The organism is Hyphomonas sp. (assembly GCF_017792385.1).
In the GTDB taxonomy this organism is placed as follows: Bacteria; Pseudomonadota; Alphaproteobacteria; order Caulobacterales; family Hyphomonadaceae; genus Hyphomonas.
In genome coordinates, this window is the sequence record NZ_CP051230.1 from 2739722 (window position 1) to 2764287 (window position 24566).

Consider the following 24566-nt stretch of genomic DNA (forward strand, 5'->3'; position numbering starts at 1 on the left):
GCGAGAAGGTATCGTTCTATGAGCTATGTTTATAGGAGAGCCAACGGTCTGTTTGAAATCCGGTATCCGATCCCTGCCGATGTTGTGAGCTACTTTCCAAAGCCCAAAGGTAAAGGGGTCAGGTCGCACATTATCAAATCCCTCGGGACAAGGGATCAGAAAGAGGCCAACAAGGCGGCGGTTGAACGCGTCAAGGAAATCGAGGCCGTTTTTTCTGCTCTGAGAGACGGCGTGGCTTCCGATGAATTCAAAGCCTTTTGCCGCATCGCATATGAACAAGAAACTGCAATTATCGCGGATAGCTTCCTCAATGCTGAGTTTGGGAAAGAGCGACGCGTCGGCGAGAGACTGGCGGAAACGAGGAGCGCGTTGAATGGAACTGATGTCGAACAATTGGAAGCGGTTGCAGGGTGGCTAGTCGATCACTTTTTGAGTGCCACAACCAATAATTGCGCGACGGTCCCAAAGGATACACCGGCTCGCAACGCTATGCTCATGGCAGCTGCTAGCGTACTCTTGGACGCCTACACTCAAGGCTTGGCGACGGTCCGTGGTATAACAAAAACTCCGAAACCAAAGTCTCCTTATCTGCTAACTGAGCCAGCTGACGCACCCGCAGTCGGAGACAATATCCCGTTGACGTCAGAAGGTCATAAATCTCTCGAACAGTATTGGGAGGTCTATGAAACTATCAAGCAGGCTTCTTCGTCGCCTGTGCAGGCAAAGACATTGGCGCGCAGGCAAACTGCATGGAAAGAATTTCATCAGCTAACCGGCTCGTCCCTTTCGCTGTTCAAAGTGCAGAAATCTCACATCTGGGCCTATCGAGATGCGCTCACCAAGGCGCCGGCTCGATCTGGTTCAATCATTGAACTCAGAGACTTGAGTTTTCCTGAGAAGCTCAAAAAGGCAGACGAGGGAAATTATGCCAGGCTGGATCGAGGAACCATTGCTGACCGACTTAGGCAGATCCAGGCTGTGTTCCAGCTGGCTGTGGATCGAGGACACCTGGCGAACAATCCGGCGAGAGGTGTCACTGAATCCAGCTTGACGAGCAAGCCGCATAGAAAGGCTTATACGACAGAAGAGTTGCAGATGATCTTCTCGTCCGAGCCGTATGATAAGGCATGGCAACTAGAAGAGCAGAACGACACGTTTTGGGTTCCATTGCTTGGGTTGTTCATGGGAGCGCGTGCGAGTGAGTTATATCTCCGCATGGAAGATGTTTTCGAAGATGATGAACATCCCCATATTTGTGTTGTTGACTACAAGGAACGGAGTTTGAAGAATCGAGCTTCAGAGCGAATAATTCCGATCCATCCGCAGCTAGTTGAGCTGGGGTTTCTGGACTACTGTCGACGAATGCGCGCGAAGGGTGACGAACTCTTTCCTGAATGGGAGTTTCGAAAAGGCCAGAAGCCGTCAGAAAGTGCGTCACGCCGACGTTTCAACCGTCACCTCAAAAGGTTGTTTCCGGATCGAGATTTTCCGGCCGATACCCATACGTTCCGGCATACGTTCGAAAATGCGTTGAGCGCGTCGGTCATTTCAGAACGGATCGCAAGAAGGCTGGCTGGGCGGTCATTGGGCGGTAGCGTTGATGATTACAATCGCCTTCTTCAATTGCCGGATCTGGCTAAAGCAGTAGCCATGATTTGTTTCGAGGGTCTTTCTTTGGATCACCTTAAAGCGTGACTTTGCGGAGCTGGCGGAGAGTCCCTCTCTCTCCGCCAGCTCCGGGCGACATCGTGCAACCTTTTGATAATACATGAAAAATGGGATTGCGCCGCCTCTGCCATAGTGCGCTTGTGTGACAGGTTGTGTGACGTCTGTGTGACTGACTGCGTTGTGGTTTCTTGTTTGAGCTCTGCGTCGCTGGACTTTGTTTATTCGATGACCACTTTTGCGGGGGCAGGACCAAAGTTTAGCACTCTGGAAAAGTCAGACCAACCGCAATTGATCTCGTTGTAGAGTTGCTCTGCTCTACAGAGATGGTCCGCCGGTTTTGAAAGTGCGACGGTTTCTTGAGGTATTTCTTTGTCTGGAGGCTTTGGCGCTGAAATTCCTGGCCCAACAAGCCCCAAATTGAGCCCAGCTTGTGGTTACTCTCGAGCGAGAGGTCGTGTGCTGTGAAAACCCTAATAAGAACGAGGATTCTAGTAGATAGTGCCAATCACATCCAGCGGATCAGGTGCGGGGATTTCAATTTACGAAGTCGATCAAAATTTCGAGTTCAGTCACCGAATTCAAGCCCGTGACACTTCCCAGGAAAAATACTTGTAGTGCTGATGCTAGGTGATCTCGGTACGGGTATTTCAAGAAATTTTAAATCGAACGAACAGGCGCCATCATGGTGAGGGTGATCTAGGCTCCCTAAGACTTCCTCTCTGAGAATTTGGTCTCGGAGCATGCAGGAGAGTCGATTGAGCACTCTCAGTGCGATGGGGTGGAGATATTCCGATTGCGCGTCAGCGAGCAATCTGAGCTGATGGTGAGCACTCAGGCGAGGGGGGGCATCGCACCAGAAAACCAACTTTATTCCTTTTGGGGTGAGCAAGAATTGAGATCGAAACCCATCAAGTGTCGTCTGGGTTCAGGGGCAACAAGTTGAGTCCTTGGTTTTAGGTTGGCGGCGCTTTGCCGGAAGCGTCTCAGGAGTCCGTAGAGCGCGTTTCACCCTTCAGGGCCAGGTTGGGCATCCTCAAGTAGTTAAACACGCTCTGGTGACTCTCACAGAGCTTCCTGAAGCTATTCGTTGTAGTGTCCGTCGTCAGGTATTTGAGACTTCAGGCTGCCTGACTTAAGGAGGGTCTGGCGCATCTGGGTTGAGTTAAGCAGCGGATTGGGCGTGCTGCAAGCGCCGTAGTTTCATGGTCCTCCTTTTGATTTTCTCACGTTCCAGCAGAATGGTCTGGCCGCGGCCCGTATAGACATCTGCCGGAGTGAGATTGTTCAGGCTCTCGTGATAGCGCTGGTGGTTGTAGTAGCCAACGAACGCGTCGATCTGCGCTTCGAGGTCTCCCGGCAGGAAGTAGTTTTCCAGCAGGATGCGGTTTTTCAGGGTCTGATGCCAGCGCTCGATCTTGCCCTGGGTCTGGGGATGATACGGCGCGCCGCGCGTATGCTTCATTCCCTTGTCGGCAAGATACTCAGCCAGATCGCCAGAGATGTAGGAAGGTCCGTTGTCTGAGAGTAGTCTTGGGCGATGGATCACGTTTACTTCATCGAGTCCGGAAGCCTCAAGCGCCAGGTTCAGCGTATCCTGCACATCGCTCGTCGCCATGCCGGTACAGAGCTTCCAGGCAATGATGTAGCGGGAGAAGTCGTCAAGCACGGTGGAGAGATAGAACCATCCCCAGCCGATCACTTTCAGATAGGTGAAGTCGGTCTGCCAGAGCTGGTTCGGCCCGGTGGTCTTCTCCCTGAACTCATCAGCCGCTTTCATCACGATGAAAGCCGGGCTCGTGATCAGGTTGTGCGCCCTCAAAAGCCTGTAAACACTGGCCTCGGAGACGAAGTAGTGCTTCTCATCGGTGAACGTCACCGCCAATTCCCGGGGAGATAGTTCCGGTTGATCCAGGGCCATTTCCAGTACCTGCTGACGCACCTCGTTCGGGATGCGGTTCCAGACCCGGCCGGAGCCGCTGCGCCGATCCTCAAGCCCGGCTTCACCGAACCGCCGGTAAAGGTCATACCAGCGATAGAAGGTCGGACGTGACACGCCGATCTGTTCCAGTGTCTTCTTCACCGGCTGGTGTGATTGTTCGACCAGCCGGATGATCTCCAGCTTCTCAGAGGCAGGGTATCTCATTCGGTATCCTCCCCATCCCCGATCACGCTTTTTTTCAGAATGCGGTTTTCCAGCGTCAGGTCGGCCACGACTTCCTTCAGATCCCGCATCTCGCGCTTCAAGCCGCTCACCTCACCGGACGTCGCCTGGCGCTCGGTATCGCCGGAGAGCCGCCTCTTTCCCGCTTCGAGGAATTCCTTCGACCAGGTGTAATAAAGGCCCTGGGCGATCCCCTCACGCCGACACAGTTCGGCAATCGAATATTCTCCGCGCAGGCCTTCCAGAACAATGCGGATCTTCTCTTCGGCAGAGAATTTGCGCCGGGTCTTACGGCGTATCTCTTTCACATGTTTTTCGGCCGATCCTTCCGGCCCGGATTTCTGTCTCATCTTCGCTCCCTTGGCGGGCTACGATGTGCCAGAAATCCTCCTTAAGCAATTTGGCCGATCTGTCTCATGGTCGCTGACGGGGAACAGATTTCGACATTCACCTGAGAAGACTTTAGATATACCGTCCAAGTGAGTTGAACTCGGTCCCCGCAAGGGAGAGAAATTTAAAGATGGAGTATGTTCGAATTTTCACCGTCATCTTGATCGCGTTGGTCTGGTGCAACGGGTGTGCTCGAGAGAGCAGCGAGGAAGAAAGTCGATATTCGAGTGAAACGCGTCAGGCCGACCATGATCTAGAGGCAGAACTTTTTGCTCAGGCCTTTGACGAAGCGAAAGCGAAAAGGGAAGCAAGTGCGGAATCGGACGACATCGACCTGACGCTTGAGCTTCTCAACGAAAGCGTGGACGAAGATGCACCGCAAGCGCCATCGGGTGGCGATCTGGGGCTGGGTGCGCCCCCCTTGAACAGAGAGCGCGCGATGGGGGACGCCGCGCCGAGCGGTCAATCACAGATGACTGAGGCGGAGAAGGAAGAATTTATCCGCCGCCTCGATGCGCTGGGGGCTAAAGCTAGCGTATCGCTTGCAGAAATTGATGCGACACAAAAAGCGCTCGATCTTGAGATGGAAGAGGCCCGCAACCGCTTTATTTCTGATAGCAGATTGGGCGACGTTGACGACGCAAATCGCAGTGCCGAATGTGTGGCGCTGACCAACGCGATTATGGGCGGCAAAACCTATCAGGAGATCTACTGGCATCTTTTGGGCCGCGCCGAACTTGATTTGGGGTGGGAGCAACGTAATCCGCTGCGCGATTGCGCCATGAAAAAAGACGGGCTTGCCATCCTGGTGCTGGTTTTGGACCGTATCGAGAATGATTGGGTTTATGGGACGCCAAGTCCGGAATGGGTGATGGATGCGCTGCTAACCTCCGGCGAGTTCGGCGCTAAACCGGCTGGCTTCTTGGCCGATCTTTGGGCGGTGAATTTTGGAGAAAAGCAGTATTTCGAAAACGGGCTTTATTGGCGTCTCACCAATTCAGATCGTATGCAGCGATTAAGGCGATTGATGTCTTCCATCGAGGGATGGGAACAAAACTTTGATCGAATGCTTGCGGATAATCGTGAGCTAAAAAAAACATTAAGCGATACGCAAACTACATGCTGGAGGGCGCAAGGCAACCATAGAGAATTACCTGAAACCGGACGCGCAGACTTTGTTGATATGATGAACGAAGTCGCGCCACGCCAACAAGACGCATGCTCGCTCGTCGGCATCGAAGTATTAGAACTCGGACCGTTACCGCAACACAAAGTCCAGTGGGCAGAAGGGGTGGAAGACCTTAGCTTCCGCTCCAGCAATGGTTTGGTATCGGCGAGAGATGTCGCGCGTTTATTCGATAATTGGCGGAAGGCGCGCAGCAAGAATAACTGGAACAGTGAATACGCATCGTTTGTGCATTTCTCTGATGATTCAAAAACACAGTACGTTGCTGGATACGACCCTTATCCCCACCGATACGGCGATACGATGCATTATAGCTTCCGCGTGCTCCGGGTTGATTTCGGGGTTTATCGCGAGTTCTTGAGCGCCTATTGGGCACCCTTTAGCGAGCCGGCCTATGCGCGGGAACACCCTATTGAGGACGCCCGCGAGGACGTCGAAAAAATACTCCTCGCCATGGAGCCTGGCATTCATTTTCTTTTGGGGCACTATGAAGAGGAAGGTATGTGGACATGGATGACGTTAGAGGACGCTCTGCGACATCCGACGCTCTACGCGCAGAGCATGCCGTTTTATGAATATGAAGCGATGATCGCAGACGCGCTGAAGTAACCATTGGCGTGGCCGCCTTCATCCATTAAAGGCGGAATAACAGGGGAAGAATATGCTTAAGATAGTATCTGCAATTGCTGCTGGACTGACGTTATGTTGCTCCGCTGTAGCGGTTCAGCGACCGTGAGACACTTTGGTGGTTTTGCTTAAGGAGGATTTTTGGCTCATCGTAACTGACTCAAGGAGTGAAGATGAGCAAAAAATCCGAAAGTGCCGACCAGCACGAAAAGTCGGTGAAGCACCGCGCCCGGCGTAAATGTTCAGCTGAAGAGAATATCCGCATTGCCCTTGAGGGCATGCGGCACGAATATGGGTAGTTTGTTACCACCTCCCGAAAAATGCCGAAGCACCCCGGTGAAGGGTCCGGTGAAACCCTAAGACTTCGCCCATGAGGCGAGTGCGCTCTCAGAACGCGCAGGAGAGTCGTTTTGCGTGTCTGGTGTTGTTCCGGAGATTCCAAGAAAGCGCGCCAGCGAGCAAACTGATTTGATTGTGGCCCGCTTCTAGTCGATTGCAGCACGAGCTAGTTCGCATGGGCGACTTTCTGTTCGCAGAATGCAGATCCAGCAATCAACCTATTTGTTCATGACTTGACTCCAGCTGAAGGCAATCTCCGCAGTGCTGTCATGGTGTTATGCCCCAGATCGTCTGACAGCATTGATGACACCGTCGCCATCCATCCGTGGTGTTCATCTTGACCTTATTCCCGTGCCATTTGACCCCTTTCTCCTGATACCTGCGCCTATCCAAGTGCCACCGAAATCTGAGTGTTTTGTACGTCGAGGTGAAACATCATGAGAAAGCTGTTTATTGCGGCACCTTTACTGGTATTTCCGGTCATCCTTTACACATTGGTCGCGGTAGCTGCTGGAAAGGCTGATGGCGCGGCAGCTGACCCAATCAGGCATATGCTGGATGTGGCAATCTTCAACATGCCAATGATTTCAGGCGGTCACTGGCGTTTCCGCGTGGGAGACAGCATTCTCCTCTTTGGTCTGATCATACTATTCATCGAGATTATCAAATCGACCAACACGAAAACTTTTGCGCTGATCAATCATGGCCTGTCCATGGGGATTTTCGTGATCTCACTTGTCATGTTTATGTTGTTCAGAGGATTCGACACGTCCGAATTTTTTCTGCTGATTACGATGATGCTCCTCGATGTCGTAGCCGGATTCATGGTGACCATTGTGGCTGCCCGCCGCGATTTTGGAATCCATCCGGGAATTGGCAACTGACAAGGTAAATGGGCGATAGCTGTGACGGGCGATCAAAAGACCGTGCTTCATTGGCGCGCAGTTGGTTGGATCGGCAGGCTGTGCGCCACGATTTCGATAGGCTCGCTCGGCGTGGGCTTTTGCATGCTCGCCGACGCCTTCTTCAATCAGGGTAGATGGGCATGGGCCCTCGGCATTGGCACCATCGTGGATATACACCCTCACAGATTATCTCTGGCGAGATTGCTGGGCGAAACGCGTCCAGCGGGTAAAGATCAAGCCGGGCGAGATGTTGCTGGACATGCCGGCCCAACGCTCCCTGACGCAGGCCAGGCATCGTGATCGCAGATTTATTGAAATTGCCGCCATCGACACGCGACTGGATGCCTATCGCTTTTCGGCAAGTTCGATATGCAGCGCAACCAAGTCCTGCGTCTGTATCCGAAGAGAGCATCAGGCTAGGATACTTGCCTTTGGCCTAGACGATCACACAATGCGCCGAATGGTCAGTGTTGATTGTCCTCAAGACCGGCCTACCGCTGCGTGATCTCGGTATGGTGGTAGGAAAAACGGCTTCCAAAGTATTCTGTTCGCGCCGGTGTGGCGTTGGGTTATGCTCAGCCTGTTAGCTGCCCGGCGAAAGGCCTTGTGGGCCTGTGCCGCCACTACGGGTAGCGTTGCTTTCATCGTCGTCCCGGCCGAACATCTACAGGCCCCTGTCCTATGATCCTGCCTACTGCGTTCCGCAGACCGGGTTTTGTTCGAAATAGGCGGCCAACTCCGAACGGTCGCTTTCCAGCATCGTACCAGCTTCTTCCATGATATCGGCGAAGCGATTGATCTCGTCCAAATGATGGCACCGCTGCGCCTCGTGACCATCCCAGCTCTTGTAGAGCTCGTGCAGCTGCACATGCTGCACGAGCATATTGCGCTGATATGCCCCGCGCCCTGAGTCTTGTAGGTAGCGGTCGTGGAACCATTTCGTCGCCCCCAGAAGGCTTGTCGCGGCCTCCTCGCGGCGGCCAAGGTCGATAAGCGGGTAAACGATTTCGCCATTATAGGTCGCTAGGTTCTGGCGCGCATCGGCATCGTCCGGATCCAGAAGGATACGCCGTTCGGCCAACGCCTTGGCGCTCTTGTAATCCTCTACGGCGAGCTCCGGCTGCCCTGTCCGATAATAGGCGTAAGCCCGCCGCCAATAGGTGAAGGTCAATGCGCGCCAGTAGGACACCGTTTCTGCCGGGATCGCCGCCCGGATCTGCGCCATGGTCTCAATCGCGGCGGAGGCTGCCTCGACCGCTTCCACCGCCCGGTCGGAGTTCACAAGAACTTCTGATTTCGATCGCTGCGTCCGCGCGAGACCGTAAAGCAGATCTAGGTCTTCAGGATTGTCGGCCAGCAACTCCTCGAACGTTGCAATCACAGAGTCGAAAATCTCGATTGCCGCAGCGCGGTCGTTCGCGCGATATTGCAGTATGCCTCGATTACCCTGCATCGACAGCAGCTGGAAGCGCTGGTGCAGGTCGTCCGGATGGCGTTCGAGATAGGCGGCGTAGCTGGCTTGCGCTTTCGCGTTCTGCTCGAATGCCTTATCAAGATCTGACTCAACGTAGAACGATGTATCCGCTAGTCCGGAATATAGGTCGCCCAGCGCGATAAGAAGATCGTCGGATTTCGGCTCGCTGTCCTCCAGCGGTTTGAGAATTGCCTCTGCCCGATCAAGGTTCTGTTCGGACAGGTCGTTTTCCTGCAGAGAACTGAAGGCTGGCGTGCCCTGGATCTCGCTGAGGCGCACCAGTCCGCGCGCTGTCTCGATCTTCAACTCGTCAGAGGCGCGAGAATCGTCGGCCAGTGAGTCAAGATAGTTCTGCGCCGCCTCGGCAAGTTCGACTTTTGCGCGCGTCGATCCGGGCACTTGGTCGATCTTGTCGTAGACGTCGAACATGAGCGACTTCGCCAGCGTACGCACCTGCTGGAAACGATAGTCGGAATCCCTGAGGGCGGCTTCCGCACGCTGATATTGCCAAGTCGAGCCGCCAAGCGCACCGGTTAGACTCAGGAAGGTGAGGCTGGTGCCAGCTACGACAAGCCGGCGACGCTTCAGGAACTTGCCGATACGGTATCCTGTCCCGCCGGCACGCGCGTCAACAGCGTGATCCGTGCGGTAGTTCTGGATGTCTTCCATCAAGGCATCGACGGAGGCATAGCGGGCTGCCGGGTCTGTTTTGGTAGCATGCCGGATAATCGCGCGAATGTCTTCCGGCGTTCTCAGCCCTTTCATCAGCGCTTCGAGCAGCTTGCCCAGGGAATAGATATCGGACAGCGTATTGGTGGCGACGCCTTGCGCGCGTTCGGGGGCGGCGAAGCCCGGTGTAAAACTGAGGCTGGCCAAGGATTCGGAGCCCGCCTCCCTGTGAGAGCGCGTTTCATCGGTTTCGTTCGGCTTGGCAATGCCGAAATCGATCAGCTTTACCTGTCCGGTATGCGTGACGAGCACATTGGTCGGGGTGATGTCTCGGTGGACGATCAGGTTCTGGTGCGCAAATCGTACGGCAGCGCAGGCTTCGCTGAAGAGTTCCAAGCGGTCACCTGTATGCAGTTCCTGCTCGTTGGCCCAGACAGTGATCGGATGACCGTCGATGTATTCCATGATGATGTAAGGCGAGCCGTCTTCCAGCTCGCCGCCGTCGAGCAGGCGAGCGATGTTGGCATGGCCGAGATCCGCCAGGATCTGCCGTTCGCGCCGGAAACGGTCGATCAGTGCTTCGGACAGGACGCCCGGCCTGATGATCTTGATGGCCACTTTGTGGGTGAAGTCCCCCGAGTCGCGTACGCCCTCATAGACGGCACCCATGCCACCCTGTCCTATCAGGCTCGTGATCCGGTATGCGCCGATACGCTCTGGTGCTTTCGGCGGGGCGGCATCAGCCGCAGCACCACCGGTCTTCAGCGACGCGCCGCCGGAGGAGTCTGCGGTGAGCAGAACCAAGACACGGTCGAGCAAAGCTTGGTTCTCGCCAGCCTTGTTCAGGACCCACTCATGCCGCTTGGTAGAGGGCTGATCGAGTGCTTCGGTGAACAGTGCAACGGCCTGTCTTTCAAGATCAGATGAGTCCATTTGCACGATCCCCAGTTATGAAGGTGTGGTTGGCAGCCCCGACCCCACGCCACCGCCAGGCACTTTCTCACGCTCAGAACGTACCAGCCCGTCGGCATCTTTTACAATAGCCGTGCATGCCTTGACCCATTTCGCCGCGAAGTCGCGCTTATAAATGCATAGACCGACGGCAGCTGGGTGGGGACCGCTGCCCGGCCACTATCCGGCATGCAGCACTCTGCGGCATACGGATAGTGGCTTTTCCCGCGCGAATTTCGCCAGGTCAATAGCCGCCACCGGCGCCCGGCCCGCGCAGGCGGTTGCGAATACCTCGCTTGGCCATTTCAAGACTGCTTTCCAGGTCGGCGCCGAGATCCCGCTTGAGGTGCGACAGGGCTTTGGATACCTGGACCGGCCCCTGAGATTGCACCGCGGCGAGAGCTTGCTGCTGAGACGGTCCACTGACGCCAAGAGTCGGGTGACTATCGATCGCACCGATAGTCCAGAACGCATGAGGGTGACTGTAATGGGCCATGACGTCATAGGGGATCCAAAGGTGGCCGCCTTCCGGGCCCCAGTCAGCGCCCCATGAATTACGGACGAGCCAAGATTGGCGCGACTCGTCATAACCGACGATTAACATGGCGTGTCCTCCGGACGGCGCCGGCCAATTGCCGCGCGGGCTCTCGATCTTGCCTGTTTCGGGGGCCTCGACGTGCAACATCTGTGTGGGCAGGCTTACGCCAAATACGACCGGAAGCCCGTTGGCTACCGCGACCTTGCTTCCTAGCCCCTGATCCGTCCGGGCATAGGTAATGGCGCTGAACTGCTCGGCCGCCTGATAGCAGGCACTAACGGGTTCTGTGGCCCACATGGCTTGCTGATAGGGCCACATACGTTCCGGACACGCGCCGAATGCCAACACGGAGGCCATCACATGGTGGATGAATGTGCCTGCGTCCTGGTTCACGGTGCCACCGATCTTGCGGGCATTATAATAGACGTAGAGTCGGGACAGGTCCGTTACGGCTTGTCCGGAGAGACGTTGGTGGTATTCCAGCGCGCCGACGACAGCGTTTGCGGCGCATGAGCCGATAAGTCCTTGATCCTCGACGGGCGAGCACATCCCCCGCAGGTCGATGCGTTCGGGCAGCGGGCCGGCATTTTCGGTCTTCAGCGTCGGCGCTTCGCTCGGTACTTCCTCGATCAGGCACCCGTCGGTGCGATAATTGGAATAGTCGTGAGGCATTCTCAGTCTCCTTTGATCGCCTGGCCGGCGCAATCGATTTTGGGCCGCAGGTCTATTGGCTGGCCGACCGGCACTTGGGCGGAATGGTTGAAATGAAGCAGGCCGTGCGCATTGAGCACTCCGTCTGTGTTCGGTGTCTCGAAATAGGCATGGTTCGAATTAATCAGGCGCGCCGTGCCGTGGGTGAGGGCGGGCTGGCCGGGAAAACCGATTGCATAGGCCAACTCGCCGCCGATGATAGTGCCTGTCATCTTCAGACCACGAATGCTCTCCGATCCTGCCTTACCGGTCAGCCGGTCCTCGGTGATGGTCATGACCCAGGCATTGCCAAGGCCGTCTTCCCATGTGCCGGAAGGGTAATCGCCGATGACGGCATCGCTGGCAGGCGCTGTCGTTCCGCCGTCAATTTCGCCTTTTTGGCTGTCCGGACCAAACATCTGGCTGGGCTTGCAGGACGATACCATCAGAGCGGTGGCCAAAAAGAACAGGCGTCTCATGGGCAGGGGGCTCCCGGTTCGTGATTAACGTGAAACTGCCCCGTCAGGTTGAGATTTCCATAGAGATCAAAGGTTTGGAAATTAAAGTGGCAGGCGTCGACCTTTGTACCGCGACCGCTCGCAAGATCCTGCCCGCGCACATTGAGCGTGTACTGCAGGCTATTCCCGCTGATTCCGCCGCGGATGTTGACCGGCGTTCCGTCGCCGCTGGCTCCGGCCCCGGTAAACGACCCGTTCGGGCTGACCGTGATAGCATAGTAGCCACCATAGCCGTCGGCCCACTCGCCGGAATAATAGGCATAGGGGTTGGAGGGATTGGGAACCGGAACGGGCTCCGGATTCGGGTTAGGATTCGGGCCAGGATCAGTACCAAAGAGTGCCGCGGCGATCGCGATGATCACCAGCAGCGTGGCAGCCGAGCCGCCAATGACCCACGCAATCAGTGAGCCATTCGCGGCCGATGGCGTACGGCCAGCGGGCCCCGGGGAAGAGGGCGGCAGCGGCACGGGAACGCGGTTTACCGCCGCGATGAGTTCCTTGCGGTATTGTTCCGCGTTTTGCGGGCGCAGCGCACGGTTGTCGGACATGCCTTTCAGGATTAGCGCGTCGACCTCCTGCGGAACATCGGAGCGTCCGCCGGATGGCGGTTGCCAATGGCGCCCGGGAACCACGCCGACGAGCAATTCATACAACATCACCGACAACGAATAGAGATCAGCTGGCGGACCCGCCGAGTCGGGATTGGTGCGTTGTTCCGGCGCCATGTAGTCCGGCGTGCCAAGGCCTGTATGGCTGGATGTTGACGATGCCCCGCCAGCCGCCCGGGCGATTCCGAAATCGAGCAATTTCAGCGGTGCGGACTTTTCGGTCGGGTCCTGCAGGAGGATGATGTTTTCCGGCTTCAGGTCGCGGTGGATAACGCCGGCCTCGTGTGCGGCGTTCAGGCCGGCAAGAATTTCCACTGTGATCCGCGCGGCAACGCGAAGCGGTATGGTCTCACCGCGCTGCACAGTTCGCCCATGCCATTCGCGTAACGAAATACCGTCTAGATATTCCATCGCAACATAAGCTTGGCCGGCTGACAGGCCAACATCGTAGACTGCGACGACATTCGGATGGCGGATGTCGCGCGCCGTCACGCCTTCTTCAATCAGGCGATGAATAGCCTTCTCGCCGCCAACATAGCTTGTATTGATAAGTTTCAGCGCGGTCGGCTTGTCAGAAATCGTATCAACGGTCTTGTAGACAGTGCCCATTCCACCGCGGCCGACAACCTTCTCGACCTTGTAGCGGTCGGCGAAGGTTTCACCAGGAGCCAGGGCCGGGCTGGCCTTGGTTTCCCGTCCGGTCGGCCGGTCTGGGTCTGGCGTGATCAGGCCCGTCATCGGAGTTACTTGCGCGACCGCCCCGGATTCGTATCCATCAACATCATCACCTCGGGATGGCTCGTCGTATCCGTCAACGTCATCGCCGCGAGATGGGTTGCCGTAGCCGTCGACATCGTCGCCGCGGAATGGTTTGCTGTAGCCGTCGACATCATCGCCGCGGAATGGCTTGTCGTACCCGTCAACGTCATCGCCCCTGAGCCGGTGGCCGCATTGATCGCAGAAGGTACTGCCTCCGGGTTGATTCGCGCCGCATGCCTTGCAAGTGATCATGATAAACTTCCTGAGATTCCGACCCGTCGTGTCAGGACAATCCGGTCAACTTCATCGTGCTGGATTTCAAAGCGAACCGCGACGGACACGGCGTCTTGGGTCCGCACAAGCGGGTGGATAACGTCTCCATCATTCAGTGTGAGAACCACGCCACGCTTGTGCGCTTTCTCATTGATCCGGATGCCATTCTGACTTTCCACCCTTAGTTTGAAGCGATCATTCTGGATGAATAGCTGGAAATGCCGCCGCGAAATGTGAACCGATGCGGCCTCGTCGATCTTGCCGTCCTGGCTGATGACGAGGCGGACATCGTTGAGCCCGCCTTCTGGCGCATTCGAGGCCCGCCCGAGGCTGAGCACGCCACTTACTGTCCGGATCGGGCCGTCGAGTGGTGCCTGTCCCTTGTCGAAGCCTTGCCAGACCAGGCAGGTGGAGCGGCGCACCGCGTAAGAGCCCTTGTAGCCGCGATGGCCCAGCCTGCGTTCCAGTGTGTCCGCACGGCGAAGGGTGAGCTGTATCGGCTCGGCATGCGTAGCGATGCCGGCCTCACGTTCCTGCTGGATGCGGGTAGGGTTATAAATGGTCATGCCGGCGCCGATGGCGTCGGCCTGGATGTTGTAATTCTGGACAATTTCCGAAGGCCCTTCCGGGGCGACTGGGATGGCGATCGAGGTGGTGAAGGCATAGCGTTCTTCCCGCCAAAGATACCGAGTCGCCACAACCGCGATGATATCGAACCTGTGCAGGCCTTCGGTGTCGAGCACGCCCGTCCGTAGGCCCACCTCGCCGGTCGAGCCCGACATCAGCCGTTGGAAGGGTAGGTCGATCTTCTTGAGTTCGGAATGGTCTCCCCTAATCCATATTTCATCGATGAACAGGGGTCGTCCGACCGGCGACGCATTGGATACGATCAGGGGCAAGGCCAGAGTGCCGCCGACCCGGATGCTCGACGCCGAGCCAGCGTTGAGGCTCATTCCGGGGGCGACACAGACCGGGCAGCGTCCCGAATCGTCCAGCAGGCCGCCGCACTCGTCCGTCGCCATGCACCGCATCAGCGGCGCGCCGCACTCATCACAAAACGTCGCATTCCGGTCGAGAGAAGTCCGGAAGCAGCACTTTTCTGGATAGGAGGTGGAGGAGGGGGACGGGGCCATCTCGATCATGTCCGGAGCTTGTGACCGCACTGTTTGCAGAAATTGGCTTTGGCGTTGTTCACGGCACGGCATTTCGGGCATTCCACCGTCGCGGATGTCTCGGCGGCAGGGCCAGTGGAGACCGAGACGGGGCCACCTTCTTTTCCCCCCGCGCCATGTGCGACTCCGACGGCACCATCCATGCCCATGCGGAACATTTCCCGGGCCTGTTCTTCCGAGCGGATCTGCGCGGCTGTTGCCGCTTCTACCATGTCGCGCATCGCGACCATGGTCTCCGCAGATGAAGTGCTCTCGGCGCGCGCCTGTTCAGCTAACACCTGCGCCACGTCTGCCGACAAGCCGGCATTGATGGCTAGGATCTGTTCAGGTGACATGTTTTTGAAGGCATTGATCTCGCTGGTCTTGGCGCGAGCCTTGGCATCCAGAAGCGAGACCTCGTTCTGTGTATCGGCTCCGGCCAGTTTGATCTTCAGGCCAGCTTCGGCCTCATCGCCGCGGATCTCGATTTCTTGCAGACGTGCGATGTGATCGGCCTGCTGTCTTTGAACGGCGGCGGTGATTTCCACCTCTGTGAAGGCGCCTGACTTGCGCATCTGGTCGGCTTGATTTTGCTCAATAAGGGCGATATCGCGCTCGACGGACGCTTGACGCTTTCGGATGTCCAGAAGGTCTGACTCGTTCCGCGCCGTTGCCAGCGCGTCGTCGAAGCGGGCCTTGCGTTCGATCTCAAGCGACTTGATTTCGTGTGCAAGTGCTTCCAGTTCCTGCCGCCGCTTTGCATTCTCGCGCGCATCGAGGAACTCGATCTCGCTCTTGAGTGCCATTTGCTTCAGTTCGTCTTCTGACGCGTTCTGCAGCTTGGCGAGATCAGTCTGGGATTTCAGCGTGATCTCAGTGGCGTCTTGTTCGCGTTCAATTTCGCGCTTGATGAGTTCAAGCTGGTGATCAAGCGCGTCTTGGCGACGGTCGGCTTCCGCCCGCTGCATCTCGGCCACTTCATCGGAACTGATCGCCCATTCGACGGAGACTGCGCGAACAATCAGGCCGAGATCACCGACGATACGCTCGACTTCCTTCATGATCTCGGCCTGGATCATGTCCTGCAGGCCGGTTTGTCCACGGACTTCGGCGGCATCCATACGGCCGATAGCGGTTTCGAAGACGCGGTCGCTGAGGTGCGGACGGATACGGTCTAGTACATCGTCCTTTGCGAGGGCCTTGCGTCCGGGTGTTTCCGGGGCCCCGCCGGAGCGTGTAATTCCATGCATCATGCCGAGAATGTTCGACGGTTTGTCGGGATCGACCTGCAGTTCCAGTGTTGCCACGCCGGCGATCTCGACCTTGTCTTTGGACAGGGCCTTCAAAGCGGTCTGTACCGAGAACGGCTTCAGGTCAGCGATCATCATACCGATGTGTGTGGATCCGCCGACGATCCCTTTCAGCTTGTCGACAACGCCGCCAACGGAGAAATGACCGCCCTTGAAGGCATCGATCAGTTGGCCGTTCTTGAACAGGAGGGCGGCATAATCTGGCGGGACGGCGAACCTTCTTTCGAAAAAGGATTTGAATTCAGATTGCCGCATGAACTCGGCCAGCATGCGCGGATCACTTAGGATGATGGGCTCGGATGCCATGATTAGTTGTCCTCCCATTTGCGGTTGGTAACGAAGGTGACGAGGTTGTAGAGGATGACGATGATCGTGACGGCAACACCGATCGGGTGAGTCTTGATGACGCCCAGCAAGCGTTCAGAGGCCGAATACTGTTCCCAGATGCGCCCCATAAAGGTCACTTGGAACACGGTTCCGGACACCACGGTAGCGAGGGAAAACAGGGCCATGAACAGCGAAATGAGACGGGCGATCCGTCCCGTGCGCGTTTCCTTGGAACGGGCGAGTCGTCGGGCCGCGCGCTCGTCGTCGCGGTCCTGTTTGTCCAATTCCTTTTCGAACTGTTCGCCGCGCTTGATGGTCTTCTTGCGGGCCTTCTCGTCGACGGTCAAAAAATCCGGCGTCGCCTTCCTGTTGGGGGTCGCGGAACTGGAAGTGGTCAGATTTGACGAATGCCGGCGCCACAATACGAAAACGGTCGTGGCGAGCCAGACCGCTGTAATGGCGCAGGTTGCATTGAAAAGTACGTCAATTAGGGGCCATGCATCAGCCGGTATCGATCGTAGGGTCTCGTCCATGGCTTGCTCCTTGCATCAGGGGTTCAATGCAAGAGGCGCGGGACAGGGACATATCGGTTCAGACAAGTCAGAATTATTTTCGACTTTGATTTGGCTGTTCCTCTGTGATCCAATCCCTGCCGGTGGGATAGGAAAAGGCACGTGGCGGATACAGATGGACTGGAAACCAAGCGATTGCTTGATGCTTGGAGGGACGGTGACCTTGCGGCTCGCGACCGTTTATTCACATTGCTCTATAGCGAATTGAATCAGGTGTCGGCGGCGCTGTTGCGCGCCGAGCGGAACAGTTCCCTCGCCACTGGCGACCTAGTGAACGAGGCCGTCATGCGCCTGATCCACCTGGACCAGATAGAATGGGCTGACAAGACCCATTTTCTGGCCCTATCGGCCCGTGCCATGCGGCGGATTCTCATAGACAATGCCCGCAAGAAACTGTCAGACAAGCGCCGCCACCAGAAAGTAACGCTCGTTACGCGATTGCCGGGTGTTACGGCGGACCGGATCGATTTCGATGTTCTTGAAAAGGCTCTGATCCGGCTTGCAGCGATCGACAAGGAGAAAGCTGATATTGTCGAACTACGCTATTTCGGCGGCATGAGTCATCAGGAGATTGCCGAGGTGACCGGCACCTCGGAATCCACCGTTAAGCGCGGCTGGCGCGCTGCCCGTGCCTGGCTGCTCGATGCGATGACGACAGACATTCGGGGGTAGAATCCCTTCTTGAGTTGTCGAAGGGAATGTCAGATATACTGGGCTTGGAGGCAGCCATCCCTAGCGTTTAGCTTGGGAGAATGAAAAGAGCCCCGTTCTGGTATTTCAAGGCATCGTCCAACTTGCCGTTACGCTGTAAGTTCGATTTCCGCAATCATTGTGTAGTATCTACGACCTGCTCCACGAGCGAGGGATCGACATTTGCCATGAGCCGGTGTGGCATTGGATGGACCAGTTCGACACCTACTTCGCCCACGAGATCCGGAAACGTCGATCAAAATGGGTGAGGCAATCACCTCAATGGCAGTGGCACCTTGTTGAAGTCTTCGTGAAGATCCGTGGGAAGACTCACTAGTTAAGACGCGCCGACGACTGTGAGAGTGAGGTTCTGGAGTACTTCGTCACGTAGAGGCGCGACAAAGCTTCCGCATTGAAATTCCTCAAGTGTAGTGAATCAGCGGCCGTGAGATAGCTCGGGAAAATTGCTCGCGGAGGATTTCTGGCTCATTGCAACTGGCTCGAAGAGTGAGGATTGACAAAAAGCCCGAAAGGGCCAAGCAGCTCATGAAATCGATTAAGCGCCGTACCCGACAAAAATATTCAGCCGAAGAGAAGATCCACACTGTCTTGGGAGGCATGGCCGGCGAGTGTTCGACAGCCGAGACGTCAGTCCGACTTCAGATGACCTGCTCCCCATTTCTAGCGTGCAGGCAGTGAGGGTGGGGCTTTCGCATTTCTGGGCCAGCCGGAAAAGGGTATGGGTAGTTTGTTGCCACCTCTCGAAAAATGCCGACGCACCCCAGTGAAGAGGCCGGTGAAACCCTAAGACTTCGCCCATGAGGCGAGTGCGCTCTCAGAACGCGCAGGAGAGTCGTTTTTGCGTGTCTGGTGGTTGGGTTCCGGAGATTCCAAGAAAGCGCGCCAGCGAGCAATCTGAGTCGATTATGAGCGCTTTTGCAGGTGAGGGGCGATCACGGCGGCGGAGATGTTCAGGAGCCGGCGCGTTTCTTCCCGCTGTCCCAGGCGAGAGTTGGGATCCAAACTGATCAACTCTCGCCCGGAGAACGGCCAGGGTTCATTCGAGGATAGTAACGTCAACTTCATCAATATCGATTGAACCGTCATCGAATGTGGCGCCTGCTTTTTTCCAGTCATCGTCATCCCAATCAAACACTTTGCCGGTCATGAACCCGCGCACAATCGGGCGTGCACTTTCATAGAAATTCTTGGCGCGTTTGGTCAGAGAGTGACTCACGGCTTCGATCCGATCTCCAATCTCTTCAGAAGGTACTCCAATGTAGTCCGGCATCATTTTCGCGATATCGAATCTGGGGTTGCGAGTGGTCACACGGCTCGACTTTGTGGAGTAGGCAACATAGCCTTGGTTGAGACTCTTTTTTTGCATGTGGACCCAATTTTCCTTGCGGATACCTTTGCCGCAAATTTCGGGTTTGAAACCAGTAGCTTTCCGAATTTCGTCCCGCAGCTTAGTGTATTGTGTGTTGCCGGACGCGAGCCAGGATTCATCCACTGCGTAGATGATGCCGTGAGCATGGAGTTTGTCCGGTTCTCCCGGAATGTGTTCAATGTGAAACCAAAGTCCGAATTCGGTATCGCCGAGCAGGCGTTTCAAACGATCCGAAATGCGTTTCAGCATCCAGGCAGCCAAATCCTTCTTCTCGGAGATTGCCTCTGCGACGAGCTCTTCGCCAATCCAAAAGCAGATAGGACGATGCGGAATCCGGCAGTAGACGAGCGAATGCAAGTACATGTCCCGTTTCAACTCAGCAGATGTATCTGCCCAGCGCTGGGGAAGTGGCAGTCGCTCTCCGCCAATCGAAAACTCCTTCGGATTGTCCAAAAGGGCATCGATGGGATGACGCTTCATTTTGCCTTCTCCCTTTGCCGTCAATTTCTTTGTGTAGGGGTGGGGAAAGGTCCTGAAGTCGCTGCTATTTTCTATAAGATAATCTATTATAACTGGGGCTACCAATTTTCCCTCTTCGTCGAAGAAATGGTTCTTGCCAAAATACTTAATGATATCAGACGTTATGCGTTCGAACTGGCGCGATATGCGGGGGTTGCGCTTGCGAAATTTTTTACCCAACTTCGAGCTCCTTGGTTGTCGAGGATGTTGTTGGTCTGGTCGCCCAGACTAGCTTCGTCCCAGAGTCCCAACCTTAAGACCTGTGTGCCAGACGGCACTGAAAATTGGTTCATATGTGTCTTCGATACCTGGCTTCAGGGAGTGAGCGCCCATCCCACCATTCTTGTGCGCCATGTTCGCTTTTGTTTTGCTTGCTTGAAGTCCAGCATGCTCCAGCTTCTTAACAGGATGCTGGTTTCCGATGTTTCGGAGCTCGCGATAAGCGTGAAATGAATGTTTGACTGGATCTGTGGATCGCGCCGCAAATGGAGTCGCGTGGATCCAAGAGCAACTTTCTTCACTCGGTCTGCAGGTCGATGGGGTGTATGTCATCGGTGGTGTTGTCGCTACATATGCGCTTGCAAAGAATAGATTTTGGGTGAAGTGCAGCACTCATTGCCGCGTTCGTTATTATACCACTTTTTGTCGCCTTTCTCAAAGTCATGCGTGAAGAAAGGGGGTTTGGATTCAACGGTCCTTCGAAGGCCGTTGGGGCTTCGTTGAAGCGGCAATTTTCAACACGTATTTCAACACGCTTGTTACTTTAATTCTTTGATTTTCAATAACTTGTTTGGTATCAAGCTCTTGGAATAACGAGCTTAGTTCTTCCCCTAGGGACTGCCACGGCTTACTTCTCTGAAATTACAAGAATTTTGGCCGCGCATCAGCGATAGAACGCGGCGCGTTTCGAGCCGTTGAAGCCGGCGTTGGCCCCTGTTTCAGCGCATGTCAGATCGTGTCAGCCCGTTTCATGCTGTGCCGCCCGGGCGGGCCGGAGGTTGCAGGGCTTATTGCTGTGTTCCGGGAATCAGCACGTCGACTGGCAGACCGTCCGTGCCAAGGTCTGGCAGCATGTCATCCTCGTCCGGAGGCGGCTGCATGCCATCGCCGGGATTGCCCATGAGGAAGTCGCTGCCGGCCGATTGCGCAGCCTGAGACACGGCCTTGCCGCGCCCGATTTCGTTGACGGCGCTGGCGGGGTCTATGACGGTCACGGCGCGCGCGCTGGGCACGACGACGGTCAGCGTGCCGTCTCCTTCACCGGAGGACAGGGTGAGGCCCTGGCCCGGCTCAAGGCTGGTGCGGCAACGCTCGGTCGCCGCAAGGTCGCCGACACAGGGATCGTCAGCATCCGAGACGGGGGACAGGCGCGCTGCGGCCGGGTCGGCAGGGATCTGGCCGAGGCTTGAGCTTGCAGCGTCGGATGGGGTGTCGTCCGAGGCAGGGACGACCTGTTCCGCGCTGATGGCGTAGGCAGCGGCGTTCGCATCCTTGCGCTGGCCTTCGGGGCGGGGCGGGGGCGGCGTGTCGGCTTCAAGGCCGGTCGCCGGCATGGTGAATATTTTGGGAGGCTCGAACGGGGTTGCGCAGCCGGTGCAGAGGGCAAGGACGAGCAGGGCGCCAGCCAGGATCGCGGGGCGCGCATGGATCGACGAGGATGTGTGGCTCGTCATGGCTTTGTCCTTCCGGTGATGGAAATGGAATATCCCGGGCCGGCGAACCGGCCCGGGACGGCAGGGGTTACTGGTTGACCGTGGCCGAGTTGTAGGACCCGGTCTGGACGATGGAGGCCATGTTGCCGGCGGTCACCGTCTGATTGATCGCCGCGTCGTTGAAGTCACCGCCGCTCTGCGAGATCGTCGCCATGTTGTCGTCGGTCGACTGCAGGATCGAGGCAGTGGAGAATTCGCCGCCCGTCTGGGTGATTTCACCGGTATTGTCGTTTCCGCTCTGCGTGATGCTGGCGGTCAGGTCACGGCCGGAGCTGCTGCCCTGAGTGACCGTTGCGGTGTTGTCGTCCCCGCTCTGATCAATATCGGCATCTCCGCGGCCACCATTCTGGGAAATGGCGCCCGTGTTTCCATGGCCGGTCTGCAGAATGTAGGAATCATTCGCGAAGCCGCTCTGGTCAATGCTGGCCACGTTGAACGATGCACCACCAATCTGGTCGATGGCTGCTGTGCTGTTCTTGCCGTCCTGGAAGACGTTGGCTTCGTTGTCAGAGCCGATTTGCGTGACATAGGTGTTCAGGGAGTTGTCGCCCCATGCACGGCCGGCCTGGGTAACGTTCGCCAGATTTCCGGAGCCGTCCTGCATGACGTCTGCCATCACATTATTGTCAGTCCGCTGACCGGCGACTTCCGGCGCGTTGTCATACTGGTCGACATTGGCCGTGTTGCCATCACCATACTGGGTGACAGTGGCGTCGAAATTCTGCGAGCCATCCATGTTGAAGGACTGGGACACGTTGGCCGTGCTGATACCGTCCTGCAGGATCGTGGCGCTGAGGCCGGACTGGCCATTGCCATTCATGAACTGGTCGACATTCGCTGTTGCGCCGCCATCCTGCGTGATGCTTGCAGAAATGTCGGTGGAACTGTCACCATTGATGCCCTGATTGACGGCTGCCATCGAACCACCATTCTGCGAGATGTTTGCAGAAATGTTGGAAGAATCGTTGCCGACGATGCTCTGGTCCACAATGGCGTTCGAGCCGCCATCCTGCGTGACGTTTGCCGTAACGCCGGTGGCGCCAGCATAGCCGGTGCCATCCAGAGACTGGGTGACGCTGGAGGTCGAAGCACCGGACTGATTGATCGTGGCAAAGGCGTTGTTGGCCTTGTTTCCCGTTGCCGTCTGGCTGACCGTCGATTGGGAGCCACCTTCCTGGGTGACATTGGTGCGCAGCGTGCCGGTGAAGCCGGGCCCGGTGCCTTCCTGCGTGACGGCAGATACGTTGGTGTTTCCGCTCTGGTTGACGTTGGCAACCTGGTTGAAACCACCGCCGGTATTCGTCTGATCCACCGTGGAGGTGTTGTTGTCACCAGCCTGAATGACCGTTGATTCCGGGTCGGCATTCGGAATGTTGATCGAGCCATTCGGGGAATCATCCGTCTGCGTGATCACAGACGAGTTGCTGTTGCCTGTCTGGTCGTTGTCGGCATAGGCGCCGATGGCGTTCTGGGTGACAGTGGAGTCGTTGTCGTTACCGATCTGGTCAACGGTCGAATTGTTGTCGCTGCCGGTCTGCGTCACGGAAGCCGCGTTGGCATCACCGAGCTGGGCAATCGTCGTATTGTCGCCTGTGCCGTCCTGGGCGACGACTGCGCTGTTGTCGTTGCCTTCCTGGCTGACCGTGGCGGATTCGCCAGCAGTATTGTCGCTGAGTCCTTGTGCGACGGTCACGCTGTTGCCCTGGCCACCAACCTGGTCCACCGAAGCCGTTTGCGCGAGCGAACCGGCGGTGTTCTGGTCGATGTCAACCGAATTCGGGGCGGCCCCGGCAGCGGTATCAGCGGTCTGGGTCACGATTGCAGAGTTGCCAACCGAAGCGCCGGTGGCGCTGGTCTGGTCAATGTCGGCCGTATTGGTCGCGATGTTGTAGACTTGGGAGCCGGGAGGTGTGTGCTTCTGGGTGATGGACGCCGAGTTTTCGTCGCCCGTCTGGTCGATATAGCCCTCGTTTTCGAGACCTTCGGTCTGATCAATGTCAGCATTGTTTGAAACGCCGCTCTGGTTGATGAGCGCCTCTGATTCGTCTGCGAAGGCAGGTCCCCCGAAGCAGAGTGCCGCGATGGCGGCGGTGGCGAGAAGTTTCGTGCGCATGAGATGTCTCCTTGTCATTGCACATTTCGCACTGATCCGTTCTCGGATCAGCTTGTTCAAAGGCCATTCTGGAAGCTGAGTGCGTCCCCCCGATGGCTTCTGCCACGCCCCGCTGTTGTGCAGCTGGAGGCATGTTTGGTTTCAGACCGGGCGCGCATCAGTATGCACCTTGCGTCACTGTGATGGTGCCGCAGCCCGAGGCGACGACACATCCGGTCTGGTTGATTGTGTATTCCAGCGCATCGCCGGTCTGGACGAGCAGGGCGGACAAGCCTTCGCCGTCCTGGTAGATCCTGCCTTGGTTGTTGTTTCCGTCCTGCTCGATTGACGCGGTGTTTCCGGCGCCGGTCTGCTCGATCAGTGCGTCATTGTCGTTTCCGGTTTGCGCGATGGAGGCGACATTGCCGCCTTCCATCAGATCGCCCGGCGAGACGGTCTGATAGATGGCGGCGGTGTTGCCGTATCCCTGCTGTGTGAGTGAGGCGGAATTGTAGTAGAGTTCGCCGAAATCATTCGTCTGCTGGATCAGGGCGTCGTTTGAGTCGCCTTCTATAGTAAGGGTCGCATCGTTGCGGCCCGCAGGCTGTCCGCCCACGGGGGAGGAATGCTGACGAATCGAAAAGTTGTTCGCGTCGCCCGTCACGGACACGGTTGCTGCAGCATTGTCTCCGGTCTGGGAGATCGTGTTGGCCCGGTTCATCTGGCCCTGAACATAAGCGTCCACCACCAGGTTGCGCCCCGATTGGGTGACTTCCAACGTGTTGTTGCGTTGTGATTCGGCCTGCCGCGCGCGCTCGAGAATATCGGAAATCTGTTCAATATTAGCGAATGAGCCCGTGTCGGCCCCGGCGGGCAGGGCCAGGCCCAGCAAGATGGACAGGACGCCGAATGATTTGCGCGTCGAGTGTCTGCGCGCTTCCTCAGCAGGCCTACGTGCAGATGCGATTGCAATATGTGGCAACATAAAGTGCCGCTCCCGAGTTGCTTGCCTCAACGTGAGGCAGTATTGGTCGGGAGATCCGCCAA

The 24566-nt window shown here is 56.7% G+C and carries 17 protein-coding genes; 5 read left to right on the plus strand and 12 right to left on the minus strand.

Features of this window, described 5'->3' with window-relative positions; genetic code table 11:
• The first annotated feature begins 18 nt into the window (after nucleotides 1-18).
• Nucleotides 19-1695 (plus strand): site-specific integrase, encoded by a 1677-nt coding sequence (locus tag HF955_RS13345; protein ID WP_291075685.1) that lies wholly within the window; start codon nucleotides 19-21, stop codon nucleotides 1693-1695.
• A gap of 1135 nt (nucleotides 1696-2830) precedes the next feature.
• On the opposite strand, the gene HF955_RS13350 is transcribed toward HF955_RS13345, so the two are convergent.
• Nucleotides 2831-4179 (minus strand): IS3 family transposase gene (locus HF955_RS13350; RefSeq protein ID WP_095380815.1). Its coding sequence is split into 2 segments (ribosomal slippage): nucleotides 2831-3846 and nucleotides 3846-4179, totalling 1350 coding nucleotides; the frame shifts between segments, so codons are not numbered across the junction.
• Between the two features lie 170 nt (nucleotides 4180-4349).
• On the opposite strand from HF955_RS13350, the gene HF955_RS13355 reads away from it, so the two are divergent.
• The 3 genes from HF955_RS13355 (at nucleotide 4350) to HF955_RS13365 (ending at nucleotide 7255) form a co-directional block, all read left to right on the plus strand.
• A complete protein-coding gene (locus HF955_RS13355) occupies nucleotides 4350-6014 on the plus strand; it encodes a hypothetical protein (protein WP_291075687.1) in 1665 nt (554 codons plus the stop codon).
• A gap of 191 nt (nucleotides 6015-6205) precedes the next feature.
• Nucleotides 6206-6331 (plus strand): hypothetical protein, encoded by a 126-nt coding sequence (locus HF955_RS13360; protein ID WP_291075689.1) that lies wholly within the window; start codon nucleotides 6206-6208, stop codon nucleotides 6329-6331.
• Between the two features lie 477 nt (nucleotides 6332-6808).
• The gene (locus tag HF955_RS13365; RefSeq protein ID WP_291075691.1) at nucleotides 6809-7255 is read left to right on the plus strand and encodes a hypothetical protein; all 447 of its coding nucleotides are present in this window, start codon (nucleotides 6809-6811) and stop codon (nucleotides 7253-7255) included.
• Between the two features lie 712 nt (nucleotides 7256-7967).
• On the opposite strand, the gene HF955_RS13370 is transcribed toward HF955_RS13365, so the two are convergent.
• The 7 genes from HF955_RS13370 to HF955_RS13400 all read right to left on the minus strand — a co-directional run bounded on the left by HF955_RS13370 (nucleotide 7968) and on the right by HF955_RS13400 (nucleotide 17077).
• On the minus strand, nucleotides 7968-10352 hold the full coding sequence (locus HF955_RS13370; RefSeq protein ID WP_291075693.1) for a serine/threonine-protein kinase: 2385 nt from the start codon (nucleotides 10350-10352) through the stop codon (nucleotides 7968-7970).
• Between the two features lie 262 nt (nucleotides 10353-10614).
• Entirely contained in the window at nucleotides 10615-11580 is a 966-nt protein-coding gene (locus tag HF955_RS13375; protein ID WP_291075694.1) for a C1 family peptidase, read from the minus strand.
• A 2-nt stretch (nucleotides 11581-11582) separates the two neighbouring features.
• Nucleotides 11583-12077 carry a hypothetical protein gene (locus HF955_RS13380; protein ID WP_291075696.1) on the minus strand — a complete coding sequence of 165 codons (495 nt, stop codon included), beginning with the start codon at nucleotides 12075-12077 and terminating at the stop codon, nucleotides 11583-11585.
• Nucleotides 12074-13735 (minus strand): serine/threonine-protein kinase, encoded by a 1662-nt coding sequence (locus tag HF955_RS13385; RefSeq protein ID WP_291075698.1) that lies wholly within the window; start codon nucleotides 13733-13735, stop codon nucleotides 12074-12076. The genes HF955_RS13380 and HF955_RS13385 overlap by 4 nt, the downstream gene beginning before the upstream one ends.
• Complete coding sequence (locus HF955_RS13390; protein WP_291075699.1) at nucleotides 13732-14898, minus strand: FHA domain-containing protein; 1167 nt, start codon at nucleotides 14896-14898, stop codon at nucleotides 13732-13734. The genes HF955_RS13385 and HF955_RS13390 overlap by 4 nt, the downstream gene beginning before the upstream one ends.
• Complete coding sequence (locus tag HF955_RS13395) at nucleotides 14895-16523, minus strand: hypothetical protein (protein WP_291075700.1); 1629 nt, start codon at nucleotides 16521-16523, stop codon at nucleotides 14895-14897. Before HF955_RS13395 ends, HF955_RS13390 begins: the two co-directional genes overlap by 4 nt.
• 2 nt (nucleotides 16524-16525) lie before the next feature.
• Nucleotides 16526-17077: a hypothetical protein gene (locus HF955_RS13400; protein WP_291075702.1), complete on the minus strand. Its 552-nt coding sequence runs from the start codon at nucleotides 17075-17077 to the stop codon at nucleotides 16526-16528.
• A 141-nt stretch (nucleotides 17078-17218) separates the two neighbouring features.
• On the opposite strand from HF955_RS13400, the gene HF955_RS13405 reads away from it, so the two are divergent.
• A complete protein-coding gene (locus tag HF955_RS13405) occupies nucleotides 17219-17788 on the plus strand; it encodes an ECF-type sigma factor (RefSeq protein ID WP_291075703.1) in 570 nt (189 codons plus the stop codon).
• Nucleotides 17789-18863: 1075 nt separating this feature from the next.
• On the opposite strand, the gene HF955_RS13410 is transcribed toward HF955_RS13405, so the two are convergent.
• The 4 genes from HF955_RS13410 to HF955_RS13425 all read right to left on the minus strand — a co-directional run bounded on the left by HF955_RS13410 (nucleotide 18864) and on the right by HF955_RS13425 (nucleotide 24504).
• Complete coding sequence (locus tag HF955_RS13410) at nucleotides 18864-19895, minus strand: hypothetical protein (RefSeq protein WP_291075705.1); 1032 nt, start codon at nucleotides 19893-19895, stop codon at nucleotides 18864-18866.
• 827 nt (nucleotides 19896-20722) lie between these two features.
• Nucleotides 20723-21388 (minus strand): hypothetical protein, encoded by a 666-nt coding sequence (locus HF955_RS13415; RefSeq protein WP_291075707.1) that lies wholly within the window; start codon nucleotides 21386-21388, stop codon nucleotides 20723-20725.
• Between the two features lie 67 nt (nucleotides 21389-21455).
• A complete protein-coding gene (locus tag HF955_RS13420) occupies nucleotides 21456-23540 on the minus strand; it encodes a hypothetical protein (RefSeq protein WP_291075708.1) in 2085 nt (694 codons plus the stop codon).
• A gap of 157 nt (nucleotides 23541-23697) precedes the next feature.
• Nucleotides 23698-24504, minus strand: coding sequence for a hypothetical protein (locus tag HF955_RS13425; protein ID WP_291075710.1), 807 nt, complete (start codon nucleotides 24502-24504; stop codon nucleotides 23698-23700).
• Nucleotides 24505-24566: the final 62 nt, after the last annotated feature.